Here is a 25,016-nt window from a genome sequence, read left to right as displayed (position 1 = left end):
AGGTTTCCTTGTTACTTCACTGATTTTTCGATTCTGTCCTGCAAGTCATTACCAATTTGCAGACTTCTAAATAATTGCAGCATGTTCTCTTCATGAGAGTAATTCAAGTGAATAGGACGTTCAACCCCTTGGCTGCGGCCTTTCACTTCGACGAGTAGCTTAGCATCACCGGCTTGGTCCATGTCAAAGCTGCTCGATAATTGACTGTATTGTAAGTGTTCTAGCGTCGAAAAGACAAAATCTAGGTATGGCTGAGATTGGCGCATCTGCTCAACCGCGGGATTACCCGAAATGGCGATTAAGCCACCGGGGGCACGGGCGGCTAATTGACCGCCTGTGATCGACACTTTGCCGTTGATTAAATCGACGGGTAATACGCCATCGAATATGCCATCGGCATAGACGCCAATTTGCGGTTGAATGCGCAGAACTTCTTCCAGACTCATGGCCTGCAGCAGCAGATACGCATGGGATTTATCCTGTAATTTCAGATTAAATTCTGGTAGCAGGAACTGGCCGCTGAGTACTTTACCTTTGGCGGTCATGGAAACATCGGTATCACTTAAGCCTGTGAGTTGCTGTATCCAATTGTCGGGCAGCTTCTCGGCATCTTTACCAAGGGCGATATCGGCTTCCACTTCGATATCGGTCAGTGGAAAGCCAGGATCAAACAGGTTAAAGGTCATCAGTGTCTGCGGACAATTGAGCTTACTGAGACTGCTAAAATAGCCTTTATCCTGCGGTTTTTTATGAGATTGGCCCCAAGTAAACTCACATTGCGCCTGCAGTTTCCCTCCCTCAAAGGTGGTGTCCTTATAAAAACCTTCAAGTTCGGTCATCGACTGGGTAATTTGCATGGCAAATTGGGTCTGATCGCGCTGTTGGGTTAAATTAAACTGTGCCTGTAATTGGTTATGACCCGTGACATTAAGCTCAGCAGGCAAGGGCTGGGTTTGATTGAGCAAGGACAATGCCTCGGTCATGCTAGTGTCAACAACCCATTGACCCGTCAGCACTAGAGGTTTGCTCGCAGTGGCAAGGTTCAGCTTGTGTTGGCTTTGCAGCTCAACAGTGCCCACTTGCCAGTGCTCATCACCAAAGAGCGTGTTATTTTTCCAATTTAAGCTTTGTGCCAGTGTTAACTTGTCTAGCTTAAGTACGGTTTCTTTGCGGCTGCGACCTTTGCTGCTGAGTTGCTTTTCGATATTGAGCTGATTGGCTTGCCATTCAAGCTGATTCTGCCAAGTGGCTGCGAGCAACGAGTCGAGTGGGGCTTCGACCTCGGGCTTAAACTCAAATGACATGGCTTTTTGGAATGCAATCGAGAAACTGCCCGCGCTCATATCGGTTTTAGTTGTGATGCTATTGTTCTGATTTTTATCAGAACTTTTATCTGCACTTTTTTCAGCGCTAGCTTCTGTCACTTTCGTTTCAATAGCAGTCGTTTCAGCCTTTTTTATATCAACAGCAGCCGTTTCACTAACAACCGTCTGTGTGGTTTGCGAAAAATGCAGCTGCTCCAGTGCCAAGTTCAAAGGCGGTAAGGCCAGTGTTAATTGGTTTGCAGTATCGGACGCGGGCACTGAAGTTTGTCCTGAGCTGATACTTGAGCTGGTATTTGAGTTGCGCTGCGAGCTTACGGTAAGCGGTGCAAGAGCATTTATTGTGATACTGCCAAGGCTCACATCGGCATGTTTAGCCGCATTGTTATCTTGAGCACGGAGCTGTTTAAGCTCGCCCACAGTTAACTGCAGCGTGTCGCCGGCATTTTGCTGTGTTTGGGTGGCAGCGCCGATAGGCGTCGTAATGAATTGCCAGTCGGTTGAGCTTGGCGTTTGATTAAAGCTCAATTTGCCCGCAGTGGTTAACTGGCTGCTATTCCAGCTGAGATCTTGGGGCGTATTCGCCCACAATTCAGATAATTGCAGTGAGCTGGTTTGTTTAGCGTTAAGGCGCCAATCTGTTTGGAAGAACAGCGCTTCGGCGGACTTGACCACTTCAACATTGGCCAAATCGATTTGGGTATCGAGTTTACTGCCTAAGGTTTTTAGCTCAATTCGGGGAAGCTTGAAGCTAAGCGGCTTATTATCAAGCGGCTCATTCTTAAGCGGTTGACTCTGTGCATCTTGCTGGATTTGAGTCAGCGGATAATGCAGGGCTTCACTTAATGTCAGCGCGATCCCCACTGGTGCATCTGTGCTTTTGAGCCCTGACAGCAGCTGAGCGATTTGACTCGCTGTTTGACTTGCAACTTGTTCCGGCGCTTTATCCGAAGCGGGCTTGGCAGCTGATTTGGATGGAGGCTGAGTTAAAGGTTTAGCTAGCGTCTCATCGAGCAGCTGCATCAATCGCAGTTGCTGGGCTGCATTGGGGCTCACAGCTAAGGTAAAGGGCTCAAGGCTTAGGTCAAGTTCGGCTAAATGCCCAGCAATCTTAAATGCTAACTTAGGTTTTGACATAAGCTCGGGTTTTGGCGCAAGTTCTAGCGCCGCCAACTGATTAAAGGTCAGCTTAGGATCAATTAACTGGTGCTGGCTGATAAGCTCGCCCGAGGTTAGTGTAATACGGCTGTCGGACACTAATTGACCTTGTAGCTCAATCGCTAACGCTTGCCACTCTTTATCAAGTTCCGTTAACGGACTCAGCACACTGTCTTGCGCTTGCCTCAGGCTGATTTGATGCAAGCTCGCAAGCAGCGGCGCGAGTGCAATTTGACTTGCCAGTTGCCACTGTTGGGCTGCGAGTGTGGCTTTGAGTTTGGCGATGCTTTCACCTTCGTGGCTAAACTCGCTGTTGATTTCCCCCGCGCCGTTAAGGCTCAACTTGTCCATCACCAAACGATAGGCGGGTAAATCATTTTGGGTGTCGAGTTGGTGAGCTTTGAGAATAAGGCTGGTTTTGCCGATATCGATGAGGGGTAATGATTTGATATCTAAGGCTAAGGCGGGGCCTTGTTCATCGATAGCATTTCGATTGGGCAAAAATAGCGATTGCCCTAACTCGACTTCAATATCACCTGTGGAGATTTGGGTGATTTTTTGAGTGAGGTAAGCAATTTGGCTGAACTGTTTCAGCTCGGCAAAGCTCTGCGGCCAGTCAAGTTTTAGCTGGATATTCACATCATTAAGCGTGATATGGCTGTCATGCACCCTAAGATTGGCAGAAGTAATGCGCCAATGTTCTAACTGACTTTTCCCTAATTCAATGTCAATCAGTTCGCTGTCCATGCCTACGAGGGCAAAGTTTGCCGCCTGCATAATCAGTTTTTCAGCCTGAGTATTCACAATCCACACAGTTAACGCCACGCCCGCCAAGATGCCCGTTAAGCTGGTCGCCAATAAGGTCTTTTTTAGGGGGAATTTACGGCGGCTTTGTGTTGCTACAGTGGCATCTGTTCCAGAACCTGCAGCACCACTGCGAGGGCCAGCGGATGTCTCCGTTGCCTCGTGTTGAGGTGCCTTGCTATCAGAAGCACTGCTACGGCTTGGCTTGTTGTGGACTGGCATTGGGTTCGACTTCTTTCCTTATTCACTGAGCCCTGATCAAACTCGTGCCTTAGCGGTACACAAATACACTCACGCGTGCTTTGCATTGGCATTTTTGCTGAGGTACTTTTTTAGCAACTGACTTTAGCAACTGACTTTAGCAACTGACTTTAGTAACTGACATTAGTAACCGTCTTTAGTCACTGACTCTAGGAGCCGTCTTTTTAGCCGCTGTCGCAGCGTACACGAGCATCAGAGGCAGTTTAACACTCAAGGGCTTAGCTGACTAATGTGAAAGGATCATCGAATAGACAAGAGCCTGCTGTCAATAGTTGAAGCTTTACAGGCTCTTGTACCTAATCTGTTATTCGAGCTAGCTAAACATCTGCGCGGCGATAACCACGATTCCACAAAGTGTGGTGAGCATTAAGGCAAACTTGCCGCCCGCGACCCGATATCCCGTCGGCATATTGGCCGCATCTCGCGTCTGGCGCTGTTTCCACACCATGGCCACAGGTAGAAAGATGGCGAGGATTACCAGCGCAATCGCTGCGTAACCCAAGGCTGTGATAAAACCTTGTGGGTAGAAGAGGGCAAAACCTAAGGGCGGTAAAAAGGTGATGGCAGCGGTTAGGCTACGACCAGAAAAATCATCCTCTCGTCTTAAGGTCGAAGCCATAAAATCGAACAAGCCTAAACTCACTCCTAAAAACGAAGTCGCAAGGGCGAGATCGGCAAACAAACTGATCGCACTGCTTAAGTATTCGCTGTGTAGTACGCTCGCCAGTTGATTGATAAAGCTCGATAAGCTCTGATTTTCGAGCAATTGGCTTTGGCTCAGTACACCTTGGCTACCTACTTGCCACAAAAGATAAATGACCAGAGGCAAAGCGGAGCCGAGCAGCATGATCCTGCGCAGGGCTTTGACTTCAACCCCTAAGTAGCGCACCACTGATGGAATCGAACCGTGGAAACCAAAGGAGGTAAAAATCACCGGAATAGCCGTGATAATCAAACCTTGGTTAAGTGGGAGTTCGAGTAAATGTGGGCTTTCTACCTGCGGCAGTAACAAGGCCAACATAAGCAGTAATGCCAATAGCTTAAGGGCAAACAAACCGCGGTTGATAAGGTCCACACAGTGAGTTCCCATGCCCACAATCACCCCAATCAGCAGGGTAAACAGGATGGCGCCCGCCTGTGGTGGCAAACTTAGCCCTAGCCAAGTGCTCAGCTTTTGGTTCACTTGCTCACCGCCACCGGCAATGTAGGCGGCGCAAAGGGCGTACAGTAAAAACATCAAGGCGCTATTGGCGATCAACTGGCCCTTACGACCTAATAAGCGTTGCGCCAAGTGATTAAGGCTGGCATCGCTGGGGGCGAATTGATGGATTTCTACCATTAGCAGTGCCGTGTAGGCCATTAGCGCCCACAGGATCAACATGATGGCGGAGGACGTGCCAAAACCAAGTCCCGCCGATGCGATAGGCAAAGCCAGCATACCCGCGCCAATTGTGGTGCCTGCGATAAGCAGCAAACTGCCGAAAATTTTATTCTGTGTCATAACATAATCTCAAAAGCGTGTCGGATGAAAAAGAGCTAAAGATTTGATCCGAAAGTCACTGTCTTAAAATATTTTGATTCGATTCAATGTCAAACGATTCAAACACAAAATGATTTAAGCAAATCAGACAGTGGCGCTCAGCGGATCCGAAAGGATATGGCCACAATGGAAGGTCAGGCGAGGGAGCCTATCTATGCACAAACAATCTGAAGATGCTGAAACTCGTATCTTCAGGTAGCTTGGGTATACCCATTGCGGCTACAGATAGGGAGTATAAAATGCTGTAAAACACATAAAACTTGCCTTAGCGTGTGTTGAGTAAAAACGGATAAGTGTTTTCATGCCTTGCCTTAATAACCTAACGGCAACGGAGGCTACCATAGGGAGTTGAGGTGTACTTGTCAACCATTACAACAGTATTTTGTTTGTTTTTTGTCATGTGACTAAGCTGGAAGACATGCCTAACTCACATTGAGTTTATGGTCAACGAGGGGAAGGAAAGAGGAGTTAGCTACATTTATCGTGCGATAAAAAATGCCGCAGACTTGGCTCAAGTGTGCGGCATTTCTAGATGTAAGCGACCAGCGTGATATCAGAGCCAATAAGTAGATTATGCTTTGCTATGCCGCGCCTTTTCATGTCTTGCCAGCAAATTTGCTGTGATGTCACTGAGGCTTAAGTCTTGATCTTCAAGCAATACCAGCAAGTGATAGATAAGATCAGAGGCTTCGTTAACCAGCTCTTCTTTATCGTGGGTCGCAGCGGCAAGGGCGGTTTCAAGACCTTCTTCCCCGACCTTTTGGGCGATACGTTTAGTGCCGCGCGCAAACAAAGACGCCGTGTAGCTGGAATCGGCACTTTGCCCTTTACGCGAGGTGATTAAGCTGGCGAGATTGTTCAAAAATGGGTGCGCATTGTCATCTAACCAGCAACTTTCGGTGCCTTTGTGGCAGGTTGGGCCGTTGGGGATCACTTGCACTAACAGGCTGTCGTTATCGCAGTCCTTATCGATAGCCACCAATTTTAGGGTATTGCCCGAGGTTTCCCCCTTAGTCCATAAGCGCTGTTTTGAGCGGCTGAAAAAGGTCACATCACCTGTGCTTAAGGTTTTTTCCAGCGCGGCTTTATCCATATAACCGAGCATTAATACCTTGCCCGATAAATGGTTTTGGATCACGGCAGGAATAAGCCCATCCTGTTTGTCCCAATCCAGCTCGCTAAAATCTGACTTAGTGTTTGTTTGCGTTGACATAGTGTTCACTCTTAATTTGTTGATGCTTTTTAGCGAAGTATTGTGGTTGCTAGCTCTTACTCATGCTCTTACTGTAGCGGTAGGCGGCATTAGCTCGCTATAAACGATTGACCGCTAGCGGCTAATTGCAATCGCTAGCGCCTAATCGCAATGCCTTCGGCCGCTAAATAGGCTTTTAACTCACCGATGTTGATAATCGCCTTGTGGAATACGCTCGCTGCCAGCGCGGCATCGACCTTAGCTTCAATAAACACATCGCGAAAATGCGCCATAGTCCCAGCACCGCCCGAGGCAATTAAAGGCACGTCGCAGATGGCGCGAACAAGGCTTAACTGCTTGATATCGTAGCCGCCGCGCACGCCGTCTTGGTTCATCACATTGAGCACGATTTCACCACAACCTCGTTTTTGTACTTCTTCAACCCAGTCTTGGGTGAACCACACCGTATCCTTAGTCGCCGCTTCATCGCCGGTAAATTGCTTTACCTTATAGCTGTTGCTGGTGGCGTCGAAAAAGGAGTCAATGCCAATCACAATACACTGGCGGCCGAACTCGTCCTGCAGGCGCGAGATCAAACTCGGATCGGTTAAGGCGGGCGAGTTAATCGAAATCTTATCCGCCCCAAAGGCTAATAATTCACGGGCTTGGCTAATGGTTTTAATGCCACCTGCCACGCAGAAGGGAATATCAATCTGCTCCGCCACGCGGCTCACCCAAGATTTATCGACCACACGTTCGTGGGCGCTGGCGGTAATGTCATAAAATACCAGCTCATCGGCGCCTTCTTCGGCATAACGCGCGGCTAAGGGCACGATATCACCGACAATTTCGTGGTTACGAAACTGCACACCTTTAACTACTTTACCGTCTTTCACATCTAAACAGGGGACTAGTCGTTTGGCCAGCATTGGATTGCCTCCACCACGTTAAACTGATTGATAAGTAAGGCTTTACCTATAATGATGCCCGCCGCGCCGCTGTCACGCACGGCGCTCACATCCTCAAGGGTCGCAATACCGCCGGAGGCTTGCCAAGCGATATCGGGATAACTTGCAGCAATTTCTTGATAAAGCGCGGTATTCGCGCCCGTTAAGGTGCCGTCACGGCTAATATCAGTTACTAGCGCATGTTTTAAGCCGACCGCGCTAAAGGTTTCTACAAGGGATTCTAAACTCTTACCGCCGCCACTTTGCCAACCGGATACAGCGACAATTTTCTCGCCGCTCTGGTTGATATTGACATCGAGTGCGAGGCAAATCGCTTCGCTGCCGTATTTGATAAACCATTGTTTGACTAACTCAGGTTCTTTCACCGCCAGTGAGCCAATCACCACGCGTTTTACGCCGATATCTAATAATTCAGTAACTTGCTCTTCAGTGCGAATGCCACCGCCCACTTGAATATTAGCGTTTAGTCCCGCCACGAGTTGACTGATAAGGAGAGTTTGGCGTTTAGCGGGATCTTTCGCGCCTGTTAAATCAACAATATGCAACCACTTCGCGCCTTGAGCCTCGTAGGATTGCAGCTGCGCCAAAGGACTTAAATCAAAGGTGGTCTGCTGGCCGTAATCACCTTGATAGAGGCGGACGACATTGCCATCAATTAAATCAATTGCAGGAATAATCATAAGCTTAAATCCTTGGTTGATTTGTTTGTAAGTGATTTATTAATATGTGGTTTTTTGATGAGTAATTTATTCATTGGTCAGCCTTATTTGCACCCGCTTGGCCATCAGCAGAGTTGCTTCGCAGAGCTTTGTTCATCTGTAACTCGTCCATCTGTAAAAAGTTACGCAGAATTTGCGCGCCCACGGCGGCACTTTTTTCGGGGTGGAACTGCACGCCCATAAAGTTGCCTTTGCCAATGGCGGCGCTAAAACCTTCACCATAGGTACATTCGGCTAAGGTGAATTCGCTCAACGGCGCGCGGTAACTGTGGACGAAATATACATAACTGCCATCTTCAATACCCGCAAACAGCGGGTGAACGTTAGGGCTGTTGGCGCCTTGTGAGTTTGTTGTTAGCTTAAGTTGGTTCCAACCCATGTGTGGCAAAGGTAAGCTTTCAGCTTTAAGTAACTGCGTATCCAGTTCACAAATGTCGGTTGGGATTATGCCTAAGCACTCACAGTCTTGACCTTTGCCGCCGCGCTCCTTAGAAATCGCCGCCAACATTTGCATGCCAAGGCACACGCCTAGTACCGGTTGAGTCAGGCCTTGGATGAGTTCGACTAAGCCTTTTTCATGCAAGGACGCCATGGCGGCACCCGCTGTGCCCACACCCGGCAGCACCACACGTTTTGCCGCTTTGATTTTGGCTTTATCGTCTGTGACCAATACCTTAGCGCCTAAACGCTCGAAGGCGAAACGTACTGAGTTTAAATTGGCGCAGCCCGTGTCTATGATGACGGTTTCAGCATCTGATGATTCATTTGCTGTTAATAGAGTGTCTTGTTGCATCCTAACCTCTTAAACGATTTATGCTGATGCCTTAAAGCACGCCTTTGCTCGATGGCAGAATATCGCCTTCGACTTTAACCGCTTGGCGTAGCGCGCGGCCGAGCACTTTAAACAGGGCTTCGACCTTGTGGTGATCGTTATCGCCTTCGGTCGACACATGCAGCGTACAGCGCAGGCCATCGGCAAAGGAGCGGAAGAAGTGTGGCACCATTTCTGTGGCCATTTCGCCTACGTGCTCACGTTCAAAATCGGCCGAGAATTTGATAAAAGGACGGCCAGAGATATCCAGCAGACATTCGCCCTTGGCTTCGTCCATCGGCAGACTAAAGCCGAAACGGGCAATGCCGCGTTTGTCACCGAGCGCTTGGCGCAGGGCATCACCTATGGCTAGCGCCGTGTCTTCGACGCTGTGGTGATCGTCGATTTCTAAGTCGCCATCGACTTTCACATCCATTCTAAAATTACCGTGGGTGGCAATTTGATCGAGCATGTGGTCGAAAAAGCCAATGCCAGTGTCGATTTTTCCTTTGACTGAACTGTCGAGATCCACAGTCACACGAATATCGGTTTCTTTGGTGGTGCGCACGACAGTTGCGGTGCGGCCTTTACTCAGCAGCGCATCGGCTATGGCGTTCCAACCTAAAGTGTCGCGTTGATATTTCAGGCTTTTAATGCCCATGGCATTGCCGAGTTCCACATCCGTTTCGCGATCACCAATCACAGTTGATTGGGTGAAATCGATGCAGCCTTGGGTGAGATAGTCTTTTACTAGCCCAAGCTTAGGTTTACGGCAGCTGCAATTTTCATCATTAAAGTGCGGGCAAATCACCACATCTTCGAAGTTAACCCCTTGGCTTTTGAGGATTTGCATCATCATATTGTGGGGCGCGTCAAAATCTTCCTGCGGGAAAGACGGTGTGCCAAGGCCGTCTTGATTGCTGACCATGACTAAACGAAATCCCGCCTTTTGCAGACGTAGCAAAGCGGGGATCACCTGTGGCTCGAACACTAATTTAGCCAGACTATCGACCTGTTTGTCGGTGACTGGCTCTTCAATCAAGGTGCCATCGCGGTCGATAAACAGAATTTTTTGTGCAACGTTTGGGATAAATTGTGGGTTCATGGCTCTACCTTCAAATTCAATTCGTTTAGCTAATGCTTAAGCTGATTTTACCTTCAGCGCGGCATTCGCTTTTTATTGGTTTTATTAGTTTTTATGTTCAGTTACTTATTATTCGTTTCTGGTGATTGCTCAGTGCGTTGCGATTCAAATAAATTCACTAACACATCGGTATCCGCCTTAGAACTAAAGCTAAAGCGGATAGCCTTGGCAAGTCTTGGATCTTTGTAGGCGCGGGCGACAACGCCGCAGCCTTGCAGTAACGCCGCGACCTTGGTGACATCATCAAATTCAGCCAGTACATAATTGCCGTTAGGCTTAAGCACGCGGGCGCGAGAATCTGAGCTATTCGATTTTGAACAATAAGCGCTGATCGCCGCTGTGAGTCTGGCGCCTTGCTCATTTAATTCAGCAACTTGCACTTTCATCCGTGCAACGCCTACGCTTGATAGCGCCTGCGTGGCGACCTCACTCACTGGCAGCGGCACAGGATAGGGCGCTATCACGCGCATAATAATTTCGACTACGGCCTCGTTTGCTAGCATAAAACCACAGCGTGCGCCGGCGAGTGCAAAAGCTTTTGATAGGGTGCGCAGTACCACCAGATTCGGATAGCTTTTCAGTAAATCCGCCACACTGTATTCAGGGCAAAACTCAATATAGGCCTCATCGATGACCACAAGCGAATCGGGCAGGGCTTTGATTGCTTGCTCGATAATGGCTTTGTCGATCACTGTGCCAGTCGGATTATTGGGATTGCAGATAAACACCAGTTTTGCGCTGCGAACGTCCTCGGCATAGTTTGTCGGCAAGCTATATTCCGCGCTGAGATTTAACGCTTTAACGCCCACATTAAAGGTGTTCGCGCTGATGGCATACATGCCGTACGTCGGGCCAAAGCAGGCGATGCTGTCGACACCTGGAATACAAAAGGCGCGAATTAACAGTTCAATCGCTTCATCGGCGCCGCGGCTGGCGACTATCTTGCTGGCGCTCACGCCGCTGTATTCGCTGTAGGCATTGATAAGCTGCGGCGGTTGGCATTCTGGGTAACGATTCAATTTCGATAAATCGAGCGCTGCCGTATCGACATTATTGAACGGCGATTCGTTGGCATTGATCCAAATATCACCACGACCGCCCAGTCTGCGGGCACTCTGGTAGGGCGTTAAATCCAGTAATTCAGGGCGCGCTAGGCGCTCAGCTAAATTTAGCGGCGCCGATTGCGCTAACGTTGATGGTGCTAACTTTGATGCCGTTAATACTGTGGGTTCTGCTGTCTTTTCCATGCTGCTCATTTGGCTCATTTTCTTCACTCAGCTCTATTTTTATAGACTTAAGGACTAATCACTTAAGAGTTGTTCACTTAAGGTTTAAGCGGATCATTTCTCTAGGCTAGCTAAACGTACTGCGACGGCATTTTTGTGCGCATCGAGCAATTCGTTACTGGCTAACGTCATGACCGCTTGCCCCAATCCGATTAAGCCCTTAGCACTGAGTTCCTGCACGGTAAAGCGGCGGCTAAAATCGGCTAATGACAGGCTCGACACGGCGCGGCTGTAACCGTAAGTCGGCAGCACGTGGTTGGTGCCACTGGCATAATCACCAACTGATTCAGGCGTATAGGCGCCTAAAAATACCGAGCCAGCGGCGCGAATGTTTTTCAGCAACTCACGGGGAAAGCGCGTTTGAATGATTAAGTGCTCAGGCCCATATTGATTAGAAACCTGCGCGGCTTGCAGCATATCGTCCACAACCAAAGTACGACTGCTCAATAGCGCCGTTGCCGCGATATCACAACGCGGCAGGACGGCGAGTTGTCTTGTCAGTGCGTCATTCACGCCGTCCGCGATAGCTTGCGAATCCGTCACTAAAATCACTTGTGAATCAGGGCCGTGCTCAGCTTGTGAAAGCAAATCGGCGGCGATAAATTCGCAATTCGCGTCGCTATCGGCAATCACCAACACCTCAGAAGGGCCTGCCGGCATATCGATACACACAATGCAGCGACCATCCTGTGACACTAAACGTTTAGCTTCCGTCACATAGCGATTACCAGGACCAAAAATCTTATCAACCGCCGGAATAGTTTCCGTGCCAAAGGCCAGTGCCGCAATGGCCTGCGCGCCGCCCACTTGATAGATTTCAGTGATCCCACAGGCATTGGCGGCATAGATAATGGCATCGTTGATCGGCGGTGGGCTGACCAATACTCTTTGTTCGCAGCCGGCGATCTTGGCGGGCAGGGCAAGCATCATCACGGTAGAAATTAATGGTGCGCTGCCACCGGGGATATATAAACCGACTTTTTCAATTGGTTCGCTACGTAGCTCACAGCGTACTCCCGCCTCGGTTTCCATATCAATTGGGCGAAATTGCTGGGCGCTGTGAAACACATCTATGTTCGCCATGGCTTTGGATATCGCCGCTTTCAGCTCTGGCGATACCCGTGCGCTTGCCGCAGCTATTTCAGCTTCGCCCATGCGCAGCTCACCAATCTTAGCGCTATTGAAACCATCAAATTTTTGATTAAACTCTTGAATGGCGGCATCACCCCGTATCGCCACCGCATCGAGAATGGCGCGAACGCTTTGCTCTAAGCCGCTGTCACCAATTAAGGGCGAGCGTTTCAGCGCCGTTTTCTGCTCGGCGGTTGATAAGGTTGACCAAGTTAGGATTTCCATACATTACCCCATCATTTTTTCGATTGGCATTACCAGAATCGAGCTGGCACCGAGTGCGGTCAGCTGTTCCATGGTATCCCAAAACAAATCTTCGGTACTGACGGCGTGGATAGCAACGCGGTTAGTATCATCATTTAATGGCAATACGGTTGGGTTTTCAGCGCCGGGCAGCAGGGCGACGATTTGATCTAAGGTTTCGGTTGGCGCGTGCAGCAGGATGTATTTGCTCTCACGGGCGCGGATAACGCCATTGACGCGGGACAGAATCTTGTCGATGAGTGCTTGTTTAGTCGGCGTTTGGGTTTGGGTCGATTGAATGATGCAGGCCATAGAGCGGTAAATCACTTCGGTTTCGTATAAGCCGTTGGCTTCTAAGGTGGCGCCCGTCGACACGAGATCACAAATCCCATCGGCAAGGCCGGCACGTGGGGCGACTTCAACCGAGCCTTTTAACATACAGTCGCGATAAGTTATGCCTTTTTGTTGCATAAAACGGCGCAGCAGGTTCGGGTAAGAAGTGGCGATGCGTAATCCTTCTAACGAGGAGGCATCGGCGTAACTGAATTCTGTCGGTACGGCTAACGAGAGACGACATGAGCCGAAATCTAGCTGACGCAGTTTGAGGCAATCTGCGGGTTTGTTCAGTGTCTGACGCTCGATTTGTTCTTCTTCGAGCACGTTTTCACCGATAATCCCCATATCAACCACGCCGTCCATCACCAATCCTGGGATATCGTCATCACGAACGCGCAGTAAATCGATAGGCATATTATCTGCGTGAGCGATAAGGCGTTGTTCATTAATGGAAAATTTAACACCACAGCTTTTTAGCAGTTGCTGAGAGTCAGTAGAAAGACGGCCAGATTTTTGGATGGCGATGCGTAAACGGTTCGATTCAGTCATAGTGTTATCTCGCTCAAAAGTATCAAAATTAAAAGATTCAAAAGTGTGTTGTTTAATCGGTTTAATACGTCTTGCCGTTCAATGGACTCAAGCTAAGTAATCTAGCTAAGTAATCTAGCTAAGAGCTCTAGCTAACGTATTGATAATTTATAAAATATCTAAAATTTCTATTTAAATTAAAACCAAAATTAAAACCAAAATTAACGCCTAAATTAACGCCTAAATGCAAAAAACCCCCGGAATTCCTTCCAGGGGTTTATGATCATCTTGAATCAGTCCGCCAGAAGGATATAGTCCTCCGGCAGTGAGCGTCCGAAGGCTACCGCATATGGTGGTGATGGTGGTGGATAGCGTTCAGTAGTGGGCTCATTTTACTCTCTCGGTATTTAACTTTATTGGCTCAACTGCTCGAAATACAGTGAAGCGTTGAATGCGTTGTTACGGACGTCTATCCGTATAAGTGGATTTAAACTAACCGCTTTTATGAGCCTTTGCAACAGCAATTTTGAATTAAATGAGAATATTTATGCGTTTTGTGAAAGGCAGAGGGTTATCGCTAAATAAAGCCATTGAGCATATTTGTTGAGGGAATGTTGAAAGTGGACCGAAATGTGTTGGTAAGTCGTGCCGAACTAGCATCAGCGTAATCTGTTCCAATGACCGAGAAAGTCGTGAAGTCAATGTGTATGTAATCATTAAGCACAGTCATTCCAGTGACACGCCGTGAATATATCCATATATGCCGCCGTCGAGCCTTCAGCAACGAGTTTATGGCGAGTCACTGGGGAAACAATGGCAATTAATGCTGCGCGTACTCAAGTATTTTGTTTTGGGAGCTTTGTATCAAAACTGACGACCCATAAAATGAACAGCTTGAAATGGCGGCTCATGTATGGCGCGAGGGAAAGAACCCGCGAAATTATCCTTGCTAACTTGTAGTCTTATCTCAAATCAGCATAATGCTTCGAGCCGTTAAGCTTAACGCTATCGTTTACGGCCGCGGTTTGCGGTACTAACCAGTGCATGTGGCTAAAAAGTCATCACAATGCACTCGCTCAGCAGCCTCGCAGCAGCTTATAGTGTGGCCTTACTACATTGTTTTATAACGCTCCCTAACACCTTGATAAAGGATTGATTCTCCCTTTGACTCGCTCCCGCCAACCTAACTCAAAGCATGCTTCCTCTAAAGAAGAAATAGTGGCTAAGCCTGCTGCCTCAAAAGACGCTGCTGCGGTGAGTCGACTCGCGGGCGAAGTGCAACGCGCATTTTTGCCCGATGGAGTATTGTCTAAGCACATTCAAGGGTTTAGTGCGCGCACAAGCCAAATGCAGATGGCGCAGCAAGTGAGTGAGGCGATAGCGTCTAAGAGTAATGTGGTGATTGAGGCGGGCACAGGGGTGGGTAAAACCTTTGCATATTTGATCCCCGCGATATTGAGCGGCAAGCAAGTTATCGTCAGTACGGGCAGTAAAAATCTGCAAGAGCAGTTGTTTTTTAAAGACTTACCCGCGCTGGTCGCCATGTTGGGGATTGAGCCCAAACTGGCGCTGCTTAAGGGGCGCAATAATTATCTGTGCCAGTGGCGACTCGATAAGCAAATGAGCGAGGCGACACATATCGATGCGCGTTTATTGGATGATTTGTTGAAAATCAATCAGTGGGCGAGCACCTGTAAAGATGGCGATATTGGCGGCTTGACCTCAGTACCTGAGAATTCCTCGGCGCTGCCGCTCGTGGTCAGTACCAAAGAAAGCTGTATTGGTAAGCGCTGCGATTTTTATGATGCCTGCTTTACGCGCAAGGCGCGCAGCCGTGCCATGGATGCCAAAATTATTGTGGTTAACCACCATTTATTTTTCGCCGATAGCGTACTCAAAGACACGGGCTTTGCCGAGTTACTGCCCGATCCCGACGTAGTGATTTTCGATGAAGCGCATTTATTACCCGATATTTGCGTTAACTATTTTGGCCAGCAATGTTCGAGTCGCACTATCGATGATTTTATTCAAAAGCTACTCGCTATTTATCAGACCGAACTCAGTGATACGGGGCAACTCGCCCAATTTTGTCAGCGTTGCCTCGCTAAATTAAGTGACTGGCATAATCAGTTATATTCCTGCGGTGAATCCGACTGGCGTTTAGTGCTGGGCAATAAAGCGCTCGCGGCGGCGTCATGGGATTTATTAGCGGAATTAACTGCGCTGCAGAATTTATTAATGGCCCATATTGGCCGCAGTGAATTGTTAGATGATATCGCCATCAAGTTGGCGGAGCTGAATAATAAGCTCAGTGTGTTTTTTAACTGCGATAATAATCTGGCGGCCTACAGCATTGAATTTGGTAGTCGCTTTGTGGTGCTGCGAATTTCACCCATCAATATTGCCCGTGAGTGCCAGCAGTTATTTGTGCCGGAAACCAGCTGGATATTTACCTCGGCAACTTTGCAGGTTAATCGCAGCCTTATCCATTTCGCCCGAGAAATGGGTATCGTCGATGCGCAGCAAAGCATTCTCGACAGTCCCTTTGATTATCCCCGCCAAGCGGTATTTTGTGTGCCGAGACAACTTGGCAGCGTGACCAATCAACAGCAAGCATTAAAACAGCTGGTGGAGGTGTGCGTGCAAGCGATAGACGCAGCGCAGGGACGGACTTTTATTCTTTTTACCAGCCATAAAATGCTCGAACAAGCAGCGTTGGCACTGCGAACTCGCACTCAGTATCCGCTGCTGGTACAAGGTCAAGCGGGTAAACAGAGTCTGCTGACTAAGTTTCGCCAACTCGGCAATGCGGTATTGCTCGGCACCAGTAGTTTTTGGGAAGGGGTGGATGTGCGCGGCAAATTGTTAAGCTGCGTGATTATCGACAAATTACCTTTTGTGTCGCCCGATGAGCCCCTGTATCGTGCCCGAGCCGACAATGTGAGTCGTCAGGGACTCGATCCTTTTACTGAAGTGTCCTTACCTCAGGCGATTATTGCGCTGAAACAAGGTGTTGGCCGTCTGATTCGCGATGAAAAAGATCGCGGTGTGCTGATCCTTTGTGATAATCGCATTGTGAATCGCTATTACGGCCAAGCCTTTTTAAACTCACTGCCGCCGATGGCGCGCACCCGTGACTTAGATAAAGCGCTGGAATTTTTAAGACAGATCCCTTAAAGCCGATCCCATAAAACAAATCCCTTAAAGCTGCTCACTTAAGGAAGTGTTCTAAAAGTTCGAAAGTATTCAACGAATTCATAAAAAACGGGCTAGCGATAGTTTCGCAAGCCCGTTTTCAGCTAAAGAAATCCATGTGTGTGGCAGATTGCTAATTAGAAACTTGCCGTCACGCCCGCATAAATACTTCGGCTCTTTTGAATGTAATCAAGATTGGTAGCCACTTGGTCGCGCTCAGCATCCGTTAGGTTAGTGACGCCGAGTTTGACTCTGAACATAGGATTAATTTGGTAATTCGCGCCTAGGTCGAGTGAACCATAACCTTCTGATTTTACATTGGTGCGCAAATACTGATCGCCAGTGTAGTGGTAGGCGATAAAGGTGGATAAGCCATCCAATGCCTGCCATTGCAGTTTCAGGTTGTAGCTGTCATCCGGCGTTAGGGTAAAAGGCGCGCCATTTTGCTTATCTTCGGCATCGGTTTTACTGTAATTACCGCTAAAGCTGACTGTGTCGGTTACATCGTACCAAGCCTGTAGTTCCCAGCCGGTGATCTTGGCTTCGTTCACGTTTTGATAAGTCAACACTGCGCCGGGCGTTCTATCCCAGGTTTCTGTGATGATTTTATTTTCCACATCGTTGTGGAAGTAGGTGATTGAGCCACCAAAATCCGTGGTTTGATATTGGGTCGATAACTCGTAGTTCACTGAGGTTTCGGGCTGTAGATCGGGATTCCCCGCAACGGTGCAGGCGCCGCGACAAGCGGGGATAATATAATCGGCTTGGGATTGCGACATATTCGGCGCTTTAAATGCCTTGCCACCGCCACCTTTGATCACCCATTCAGAGCTTAAGTTATACACCAAATACACGCGTGGGCTAAATTCGGTGCCGTACACATCGTGGTGATCGACGCGCCCCCCTAAGGTGATATTGAGTTCGCCTAAGCTAAATTCATCTTGCAGATACAAGGCCGACTGGCTGTCGTCTAAGGTGCCATCACCCAAAATATTGCGGCTGTTTTCAAGCTGAGTCCAACGGTATTCCGCGCCGCTGGTTAACATGTGATCCCCAAGTAGTACTGTGGTTTGGCCGTCGAGATTGTGGTTAGTTTGGGTGATATGCCCAATCTCGGCGATCAGCGCCGAGTCGTCAGTCACCTCAACATTTTCATAGTAATAGCGCAGGCGAGTATCGCCCCAATTCCAGTGGCCATTGTGGGTTAAACCTGAGCTTATCCGCTCGGCTTGCTGGTTATTGGTGAGGATAGTGCCGTAGTTATTCCAATCCGACTCGCGTTCGTCGTTGGCGTAACTTAAATCAAATTGCAGATCTTGCTGGCTATCAATCAACCATTGCAGGTTAGCGAGGGCGCTGATTTCATCTCTGTCTTCTAACGCATCGATTGTGGGTTTTAAATCTGAGCGCCAGGCATCGCGTTGATTGCTGTCGACGATTAAGTTTGCCAGTAATTTATCTTTGATCAGCGCGCCGCTGGTGTAGAAGTTGTACTTAGTGCTGTTGCCGCCTTTGCCGCTGGTGGGCGTATCGTATTGTACGCCGACACTGGTCTGCCAGTCGTCAGTGGGTTGGCGCAAAATCACGTTAACCACGCCACCTAAAGCTTCGGAGCCATAGAGGGATGACATGGGCCCGCGCACGACTTCGATACGTTCAATGGCAGACATGGGAATGGATGATAAGTCAAAATCGTTGCCATAACCGGAGGTTAGTGCTTCGCGGGAGTTGACTCGGCGACCGTTGATTAAGATCAGCGTGTAGTCAGAATCCAGTCCGCGCAGGCTAATTTCATTGCGACCATAGGGCGTGCCTTCACTGATATTCACGCCCTGTAAATAACGCACTGCACTGGCCAGATCGTCTATGACTAGCGCTTCAAGTTCGCTGCGATTAATCACAGACACAGAAGCGGGCGCCGACAGTTCCGAATGCTGAGTTTGCGTAGCTGTGATCACCATACGTTCCATTTCTGGCGTGGCATCTTGGGGAGCTGCGGCAGTTGCCCATGCAGCGGGTAACAACAGGCTTAAGCCAATGGCGCGCGATAGCAGGCTCAGTTTAGGAGACAGGGCTGCACCGGATGTATGACTTGTTTTGCGAGTACGGCGGATTAAGCGGGACATATCATTCTTCCTTGGATAATTTCGGCGAATGATAATTATTCTTAAATAGTGCATCAAGAGTGCAGATCCCGCTTTTGTGTAAAGACTATGTAAATTTTACTCTTTAGTAACAGTATGGTGGTGGGTATCTCGGTTGTGGTTAGCAGCATTCACCACGAAACTGACACTTTTATTTGATCTTTGGTGTTCACCGTTTTGCAGTTTTGCAATGGGTAATTGTGATGGCTTAGCCGACTTTGCCATTGTACGGCGCAAACAGGATGAAGAGTGGAAAGCCACTCGAGTGCTGAGCTATGGACACAGAACCGCCGAGGTCAAAACGGACTAAACCAAAGCTAGCTTTTAACAAAAAATGAGCCTTTAACAAGAAACTAGCCCCTAACAAAATGCTAGCCTCTAACAAAATGCAGCAGACGATTATTGGCGGGCATAGCGACATCTTGTTCGAGTGTTAAGCCTTGCTCGCTGGCTAAACTGCAAATCCATTCGATATCGCGAATGCCGCTGGCGGGATCGCGCTGTTTTAAAAAGGCATCGAATTGACGATTGCTGTCACTGCTAAATTCGCCTTGGTAGTTAAAGGGGCCGTAAATGCACAGGGTCTTGAGTTGGGGGAGATACAGACCAAGGCCAGTAAAAAATGCTTCAACCATATTTTTGCTCATAATATGCAAAGTGTTCGCAGTAAATACGCTATCAATATCAGGTGTTAATCCCTCCACCAGCCATGGCGCGGTAACATCAAGGGTAAGTGGTAAGCGTAGGTTTGCCGCTGCATTGGGTAGCTTGCCTTCATGCATACACCTTGCGCTAATGATCTCAATATATTCAGCTTGATCGCTGGTTTGCCAGATTAAATGGGGAAGACTTGCTGCAAAATACACCGCATGTTGGCCTGTGCCACTGCCGATTTCGAGTACATGTTGGTTGAGTGAGAAGGCCTGCGTTAATACGGCTAAAATCGGCGCTTTATTGTTTTCGCACGCTTGTGAAAACGGCAGTTGGCTAAGTGGCTGGGCAATTGGCAATCGTTGCATAATGGACTCTAGGTTGCTGAGATAAAAAGAGGATGACGCCGCACCAGCCTATCTTAAACCAGCAAAAAGCATAAGACTTAAAAGATAAAATGAGCCGCGCCTTAATATTCGGCGCCTAAGCTCATGTTCTTAATCTCTGGCTCCATAATCACAGGGCCGCCATTTCAGATACTTTCATATCAAGCTTTTCGATTTCAGGCTCGTCAAGCAGAAACCAGCCCAACTCCCTTTGTTATGTCCAGCAAGCGGTTAACTCAATCCACTATTGACCTCGATCTCAACTCAGATATACTCTCAAATTCTGAACGCGTGTAAAAAATATAAAACAACCGTCGGCGGATAACGTGTTAACACTCGCGCTCATAGACTAAGACTCAACACTCATTATCAGCACACAGCTTTCAGTACTTAACGTTCAACACTCAACTTTTAATATTTAACTTTCAACACTTAACTTTCAACATCAAGGAATGACTATGCCAGCAGAGCGTTGCGCCTCCTACTACAATGCCACCATTAACCAAGAGTCGGATTATCCTGAGCTTGAAGGCGACATTCGCGTCGATGTGGCGATTGTCGGTGGCGGGTTTACCGGTGTAGCAACGGCGCTGGAATTATCCGAGAAGGGCTACAAGGTGGCACTTATTGAGGCTAATAAAATTGCGTGGGGCGCAACCGGACGCAACGGCGGGCAGGTGACGGGCAGTTTGTCTGGCGATGCGGCGATGACAAAACAGCTGCGTCGTCAGATTGGCAATGAAGCTGAAGATTATGTGTGGAATTTACGTTGGCGCGGCCATGACATTATTAAAAATCGGGTGGCCAAGTACAGCATAGACTGTGATTTAAAATTTGGTCATATCCAAACCGCTTACCAGCCAAATCACATGCACGAGCTTAGGGAGATGCATGATGAAGCGCAGCGTCGCGGCATGGGGGAGTTTATGACCTTGGTCTCCGCCGATGAAATGCCCGCCTATTTAGGCTCGCCCTTGTATCACGGCGGCTTAGTTAATCGGCGCAACATGCATTTGCACTCAGTCAATTTATGCCTTGGTGAAGCCCGCGCCGCAGCAGGTCTTGGGGCGTTGATCTTTGAAAACTCGCCCGTGCTCGATATTGAAGAAGGCGATCTTGCTACCGTTGTCACCGCCAAGGGAAAAGTGCGCGCCAATAGCGTGCTGATCGCGGGGAATGCCTACCATAAACTCGCGCGTCCTCAACTGCGCGGCATGTTATTTCCAGCGTCCTTAGGCAATTGTGCTACTGCAATTTTGCCTGATGAGATCGCTTCGCAAATCAATCCGCAGGATTTAGCCGTGTACGATTGTCGCTTTGTGCTGGATTACTATCGCCTGACTGCAGATAAACGGTTGATGTTCGGTGGTGGCACTAACTACAGCGGCCGCGATCCTAAAAATGTGGCGGCGGAATTACGGCCTGCAATTGAGCGTACGTTTCCACAATTAAAGGGCGTTGATATCGAATTTGCCTGGGCGGGAATGGCAGGAATTGTGATTAACCGTATCCCGCAGCTCGGCAAAGTATCGCCTAATGTATTCTATTGCCAAGGATATTCTGGGCATGGGGTGGCGACATCACACATTATGGCTGAGATCATGGCCAATGCGATGGATGGACAATTACGTGAATTTGATTTGTTTGCCGGCATGCGCCATATCCGTATTCCGTTAAATGAATGGTTCGGCAATCAAGCGCTGGCGTTAGGCATGTTGTATTACACTTTACGGGAAAACTGGCGCTAGTTTGCGGCGTCTTGTCTGTTATCGCTTCGTTTGTTCGAACTGAGTAATCCGCTCAATAACCGGCTGTTCAGAAAAAGATTAGTCCTGTTCGATGAGTTTTTCGGCGAGGTAATCGACTAATACGCGGATCTTGGCCGACAGGTGGCGGTTTTGCGGATAGAGTGCCCAAATGCCTTCTTTGGCTTCGCGGTGACCGTCGAGTAAGGACAGTAAACGTCCTGCATTTATATCATCTTCAATATAATAATCAGGTAGTTGTACTATACCAATTCCCTTTAGCGCCGCATCCCTTAATGCGTAGCCGCTGTTACAATTGAGATTGCCGCGCACTTTGATATTGCGTTCGCGACCATTCTCCACAAAGCGCCAGTAATTGTGATTACCAATCAAGCAATTGTGCTGGTTAAGCTCTGATAGCGTATGGGGCTGGCCGTATTTTTCCACATAACTCGGTGAGGCGGCCACATAGTGAGTACGGCTGCTTAAGGGTTTGGCCATTAAACTCGAGTCGGCGAGTTTGCCGAGGCGAATGGCCAGATCGTAACCACCTTCAATCAAGTCTAAGGTGCGATTGGTCAAGTCGACGCTAAATTCAACGCTGGGATATTGCACCATAAAATCATTGAGTAACGGCATGATAAATTTCTCGCCATAGGCCACGGGCGCCGTGAGCTTGACTAAGCCTTGAGGTGAGTCCTTTAGGTTTGAGATGGCGCGCTCGGCTTCTTCTAACCCGGTTTGTAATTGGCGGCAATGACGATAATAAATGGTGCCTTCTTCGGTTAACGATACTTTGCGGGTGGTGCGGTAAAACAGCTTAGTGCCGAGGCGATTCTCCAAGGCGCTCACTTGGCGGCTCACGTGGGCGGTGGAGATATTTAGTCGCTGCGCCGCTAAGGTAAAACTTTCAGCCTCAGCCACTGCGACAAACTCAGAAATGCCATCCCAGAGATACATTGTTGTTACTCAGTAAAAATGAATTGCTTGAATACTAGATTGTCTCTCGCTGAGAAACAAATACAATCTTCCTATGTAGTAACATCAGTGCAGTAGCATCAGTGCAATCGGCATCAGCGTATGCAGAGCCCGAATGCTGAGCCCTTATTCTGAGTCTGTATGCTTGAACCAAGATGCTTTAGCTTAAGTAGAATCGATTACAACAATAATTTTCTCCTATTACCTATCAAGGGACGGTAACAATGTCGAACGAAAAACCGCAGTTTATTAAATCAAAGGCCGCTGTTGCTTGGGGACCAGGACAACCACTGAAGATTGAAGAAGTGGATGTGATGTTACCTAAAGCGGGCGAAGTCTTAGTGCGCATTGTGGCCACAGGCGTGTGTCACACGGACGCGTTTACCCTGAGCGGTGACGATCCTGAAGGGGTATTCCCGGCGATTCTAGGCCACGAAGGCGGCGGTATCGTTGAGCAAGTGGGCGAGGGCGTGACCAGCGTGCAAGTGGGCGATCATGTGATCCCACTTTATACTCCCGAGTGCGGCGAGTGTAAGTTCTGCCTATCGGGCAAAACTAACCTGTGCCAAAAAATTCGCGCGACCCAAGGTAAAGGCTTAATGCCCGATGGCACCACGCGTTTTTATCTCGATGGCAAACCTATTTTCCATTACATGGGCTGCTCGACCTTCTCTGAATATACTGTGCTGCCTGAAATCTCATTGGCGAAAGTCAATAAGAGCGCACCATTAGAAGAAATTTGTCTGTTAGGTTGTGGCGTGACTACAGGCATGGGCGCTGTGATGAATACGGCCAAAGTGGAAGAAGGCGCGACCGTAGCGATTTTCGGCCTCGGCGGTATCGGTTTATCGGCGATCATTGGTGCGACGATGGCAAAAGCCAGCCGCATTATCGCCATTGATATCAACGAATCTAAGTTCGAGTTAGCCAAAAAACTCGGCGCGACCGATTGCATCAACCCTAAATTACTCGATAAGCCCATCCAAGAGGTGATCGTTGAGATGACCGACGGCGGGGTAGATTACTCATTTGAGTGTATCGGCAACGTCAACGTGATGCGCAGCGCTTTAGAGTGTTGTCATAAGGGTTGGGGCGAGTCGGTGATCATAGGTGTTGCCGGTGCAGGGCAAGAGATTTCAACCCGTCCATTCCAATTAGTTACTGGCCGAGTATGGCGCGGTTCTGCCTTTGGCGGCGTGAAAGGGCGTTCTGAACTGCCACACATTGTTGAGCGTTACATGGCGGGTGAGTTTAAGCTCGATGACTTTATCACTCACACTATGGGGCTTGAGCAAATCAATGAAGCGTTCGAGTTGATGCACGAAGGTAAGAGCATCCGTAGTGTGATCCATTTTGATAAATAAGCGATTTTGTACGCTAAGTTGATGCTTCACTTTGATGTGACAAACCGGCAGACAGGTGACAATCTGTCTGCTGTGTTGCACTGAGCAGATGACAAACGCTAAGACAAATGACATGACTAACGCTAAGACAAGCGCTAAAAGATTGAGCTTAAAAGGACTTGTATGACCATAGAAAATATCAGTTGTAACAAGAGTTTCGGCGGTTGGCATAAGCAGTATCGCCATCAATCTCAGTCGTTAAACTGCGAGATGCGCTTTGCGATTTATCTGCCACCTGAAGCGGTGAATAAACCTGTGCCTGTGCTGTATTGGCTCTCAGGTCTAACCTGTACCGATGAAAACTTTATGCAGAAGGCGGGCGCGCAGCGCATGGCGGCTGAACTTGGGATGGCGATTGTTGCCCCTGATACCAGTCCTCGCGGTGACGATGTGCCCGATGCGGCGGATAAAGCCTACGATTTAGGCTTAGGCGCTGGGTTCTACCTCAATGCGACCAAAGCACCGTGGAATCGTCATTACAAAATGTACGATTACATCGTCCACGAGCTGCCCGCGTTGATTGAAGCCCATTTTCCGGTGACTACCCAACGCGCCATCTCTGGCCATTCGATGGGCGGCCATGGTGCTTTGGTGATTGGCCTGAGTAATCCGCACAGATACAGCTCTATTTCGGCCTTTAGTCCGATTTCGAATCCAAGTAATGCGCCTTGGGGCATTAAAGCCTTCAGTGAGTATTTAGGTGAGAATCGTGAACACTGGCGCCAGTACGATGCCTGTGAGTTGCTCAAGCTCGCCATTGCCGAAGTGCCAGTCATGATTGATCAAGGTGAAGCCGATAGCTTTTTAGACAGTCAATTGATGCCACAATCGCTGGTGGACATTGCCAATGCTAAGGGTTATCCCTTAGATGTGCGGATGCAAGCGGGGTACGATCACAGCTACTACTTTATCGCGAGCTTTATTGAAGAACACCTTAAGTTCCATAGTTTGTACTTTAAGCCCTGAATCGTCGATTCAGCAGTCACGCCGATGAGCTAAAACAAAAATGCCGCAACTCAGTGAGTCGCGGCATTTTTTATAATGCAGTTTAAGTGGTTAGTGGGAGTGAAC

Annotated in this window: 17 protein-coding genes; 4 read left to right on the top strand and 13 right to left on the bottom strand. The window is 48.5% G+C overall.

Translation table 11 applies throughout. The annotated features are described in order from the left end of the window. Positions 1-11: 11 nt before the first annotated feature. The 10 genes from BM607_RS06770 to hisG all read right to left on the bottom strand — a co-directional run bounded on the left by BM607_RS06770 (position 12) and on the right by hisG (position 13,464). Entirely contained in the window at positions 12-3,506 is a 3,495-nt protein-coding gene (locus BM607_RS06770) for a YdbH domain-containing protein (RefSeq protein WP_071939386.1), read from the bottom strand. A gap of 352 nt (positions 3,507-3,858) precedes the next feature. Continuing rightward, entirely contained in the window at positions 3,859-5,046 is a 1,188-nt protein-coding gene (locus tag BM607_RS06765; protein WP_071939387.1) for an aromatic amino acid transport family protein, read from the bottom strand. A gap of 610 nt (positions 5,047-5,656) precedes the next feature. Beyond that, a complete protein-coding gene (gene hisIE, locus BM607_RS06760) occupies positions 5,657-6,298 on the bottom strand; it encodes a bifunctional phosphoribosyl-AMP cyclohydrolase/phosphoribosyl-ATP diphosphatase HisIE (RefSeq protein ID WP_071939388.1) in 642 nt (213 codons plus the stop codon). 134 nt (positions 6,299-6,432) lie between these two features. Beyond that, positions 6,433-7,206 carry an imidazole glycerol phosphate synthase subunit HisF gene (gene hisF, locus BM607_RS06755; RefSeq protein ID WP_071939389.1) on the bottom strand — a complete coding sequence of 258 codons (774 nt, stop codon included), beginning with the start codon at positions 7,204-7,206 and terminating at the stop codon, positions 6,433-6,435. Beyond that, on the bottom strand, positions 7,188-7,925 hold the full coding sequence (hisA, locus tag BM607_RS06750) for a 1-(5-phosphoribosyl)-5-[(5-phosphoribosylamino)methylideneamino]imidazole-4-carboxamide isomerase (protein WP_071939390.1): 738 nt from the start codon (positions 7,923-7,925) through the stop codon (positions 7,188-7,190). The genes hisF and hisA overlap by 19 nt, the downstream gene beginning before the upstream one ends. 70 nt (positions 7,926-7,995) lie before the next feature. After that, positions 7,996-8,757, bottom strand: a complete 762-nt coding sequence (gene hisH / locus BM607_RS06745) for an imidazole glycerol phosphate synthase subunit HisH (RefSeq protein WP_071939391.1) — start codon at positions 8,755-8,757, stop codon at positions 7,996-7,998. A 31-nt stretch (positions 8,758-8,788) separates the two neighbouring features. Continuing rightward, positions 8,789-9,880 (bottom strand): bifunctional histidinol-phosphatase/imidazoleglycerol-phosphate dehydratase HisB, encoded by a 1,092-nt coding sequence (gene hisB / locus BM607_RS06740; RefSeq protein ID WP_071939392.1) that lies wholly within the window; start codon positions 9,878-9,880, stop codon positions 8,789-8,791. 101 nt (positions 9,881-9,981) lie between these two features. Further along, entirely contained in the window at positions 9,982-11,184 is a 1,203-nt protein-coding gene (gene hisC, locus BM607_RS06735; protein WP_071939393.1) for a histidinol-phosphate transaminase, read from the bottom strand. Positions 11,185-11,259: 75 nt separating this feature from the next. Next, positions 11,260-12,561: a histidinol dehydrogenase gene (hisD, locus tag BM607_RS06730; protein WP_071939394.1), complete on the bottom strand. Its 1,302-nt coding sequence runs from the start codon at positions 12,559-12,561 to the stop codon at positions 11,260-11,262. A 3-nt stretch (positions 12,562-12,564) separates the two neighbouring features. Further along, on the bottom strand, positions 12,565-13,464 hold the full coding sequence (gene hisG, locus BM607_RS06725) for an ATP phosphoribosyltransferase (RefSeq protein WP_006086295.1): 900 nt from the start codon (positions 13,462-13,464) through the stop codon (positions 12,565-12,567). Positions 13,465-14,661: 1,197 nt separating this feature from the next. On the opposite strand from hisG, the gene BM607_RS06720 reads away from it, so the two are divergent. Then, positions 14,662-16,620: an ATP-dependent DNA helicase gene (locus BM607_RS06720; RefSeq protein WP_249269563.1), complete on the top strand. Its 1,959-nt coding sequence runs from the start codon at positions 14,662-14,664 to the stop codon at positions 16,618-16,620. Positions 16,621-16,775: 155 nt separating this feature from the next. Here the strand turns inward: BM607_RS06720 and BM607_RS06715 are convergent, their stop codons facing one another. Together BM607_RS06715 and BM607_RS06705 are read right to left on the bottom strand one after the other, a co-directional pair. After that, positions 16,776-18,764 (bottom strand): TonB-dependent receptor, encoded by a 1,989-nt coding sequence (locus tag BM607_RS06715; RefSeq protein ID WP_071939396.1) that lies wholly within the window; start codon positions 18,762-18,764, stop codon positions 16,776-16,778. Positions 18,765-19,153: 389 nt separating this feature from the next. Beyond that, the gene (locus BM607_RS06705) at positions 19,154-19,801 is read right to left on the bottom strand and encodes a DUF938 domain-containing protein (RefSeq protein WP_071939397.1); all 648 of its coding nucleotides are present in this window, start codon (positions 19,799-19,801) and stop codon (positions 19,154-19,156) included. A 476-nt stretch (positions 19,802-20,277) separates the two neighbouring features. On the opposite strand from BM607_RS06705, the gene BM607_RS06700 reads away from it, so the two are divergent. Further along, positions 20,278-21,567, top strand: a complete 1,290-nt coding sequence (locus tag BM607_RS06700) for an FAD-binding oxidoreductase (protein WP_071939398.1) — start codon at positions 20,278-20,280, stop codon at positions 21,565-21,567. 78 nt (positions 21,568-21,645) lie between these two features. On the opposite strand, the gene BM607_RS06695 is transcribed toward BM607_RS06700, so the two are convergent. Further along, positions 21,646-22,524, bottom strand: coding sequence for a LysR family transcriptional regulator (locus tag BM607_RS06695; protein ID WP_012587517.1), 879 nt, complete (start codon positions 22,522-22,524; stop codon positions 21,646-21,648). Between the two features lie 242 nt (positions 22,525-22,766). On the opposite strand from BM607_RS06695, the gene BM607_RS06690 reads away from it, so the two are divergent. Both BM607_RS06690 and fghA read left to right on the top strand, forming a co-directional pair. Further along, positions 22,767-23,906 carry an S-(hydroxymethyl)glutathione dehydrogenase/class III alcohol dehydrogenase gene (locus BM607_RS06690; RefSeq protein WP_006081880.1) on the top strand — a complete coding sequence of 380 codons (1,140 nt, stop codon included), beginning with the start codon at positions 22,767-22,769 and terminating at the stop codon, positions 23,904-23,906. Positions 23,907-24,068: 162 nt separating this feature from the next. Next, on the top strand, positions 24,069-24,911 hold the full coding sequence (gene fghA, locus BM607_RS06685; RefSeq protein WP_071939399.1) for an S-formylglutathione hydrolase: 843 nt from the start codon (positions 24,069-24,071) through the stop codon (positions 24,909-24,911). The last annotated feature ends 105 nt before the right edge of the window (positions 24,912-25,016 follow it).

It is taken from the genome of Shewanella sp. SACH (assembly GCF_001887095.2).
GTDB classification, from domain to species: domain Bacteria; phylum Pseudomonadota; class Gammaproteobacteria; order Enterobacterales; family Shewanellaceae; genus Shewanella; species Shewanella baltica.
This window is presented reverse-complemented; position numbering and strand designations above follow the sequence as displayed.

Bases quoted from the DNA above. Each gene is read 5' to 3' on its own strand.
- hisA (WP_071939390.1), bottom strand. From the start codon at position 7,925: ATGATTATTCCTGCAATTGATTTAATTGATGGCAATGTCGTCCGCCTC.
- hisB (WP_071939392.1), bottom strand. From the start codon at position 9,880: ATGAACCCACAATTTATCCCAAACGTTGCACAAAAAATTCTGTTTATC.
- fghA (WP_071939399.1), top strand. From the start codon at position 24,069: ATGACCATAGAAAATATCAGTTGTAACAAGAGTTTCGGCGGTTGGCAT.
- hisC (WP_071939393.1), bottom strand. From the start codon at position 11,184: ATGAGCCAAATGAGCAGCATGGAAAAGACAGCAGAACCCACAGTATTA.
- BM607_RS06690 (WP_006081880.1), top strand. From the start codon at position 22,767: ATGTCGAACGAAAAACCGCAGTTTATTAAATCAAAGGCCGCTGTTGCT.
- hisD (WP_071939394.1), bottom strand. From the start codon at position 12,561: ATGGAAATCCTAACTTGGTCAACCTTATCAACCGCCGAGCAGAAAACG.
- hisH (WP_071939391.1), bottom strand. From the start codon at position 8,757: ATGCAACAAGACACTCTATTAACAGCAAATGAATCATCAGATGCTGAA.
- BM607_RS06695 (WP_012587517.1), bottom strand. From the start codon at position 22,524: ATGTATCTCTGGGATGGCATTTCTGAGTTTGTCGCAGTGGCTGAGGCT.
- BM607_RS06770 (WP_071939386.1), bottom strand. From the start codon at position 3,506: ATGCCAGTCCACAACAAGCCAAGCCGTAGCAGTGCTTCTGATAGCAAG.
- hisF (WP_071939389.1), bottom strand. From the start codon at position 7,206: ATGCTGGCCAAACGACTAGTCCCCTGTTTAGATGTGAAAGACGGTAAA.
- hisIE (WP_071939388.1), bottom strand. From the start codon at position 6,298: ATGTCAACGCAAACAAACACTAAGTCAGATTTTAGCGAGCTGGATTGG.
- BM607_RS06765 (WP_071939387.1), bottom strand. From the start codon at position 5,046: ATGACACAGAATAAAATTTTCGGCAGTTTGCTGCTTATCGCAGGCACC.
- hisG (WP_006086295.1), bottom strand. From the start codon at position 13,464: ATGACTGAATCGAACCGTTTACGCATCGCCATCCAAAAATCTGGCCGT.
- BM607_RS06705 (WP_071939397.1), bottom strand. From the start codon at position 19,801: ATGCAACGATTGCCAATTGCCCAGCCACTTAGCCAACTGCCGTTTTCA.
- BM607_RS06715 (WP_071939396.1), bottom strand. From the start codon at position 18,764: ATGTCCCGCTTAATCCGCCGTACTCGCAAAACAAGTCATACATCCGGT.
- BM607_RS06700 (WP_071939398.1), top strand. From the start codon at position 20,278: ATGCCAGCAGAGCGTTGCGCCTCCTACTACAATGCCACCATTAACCAA.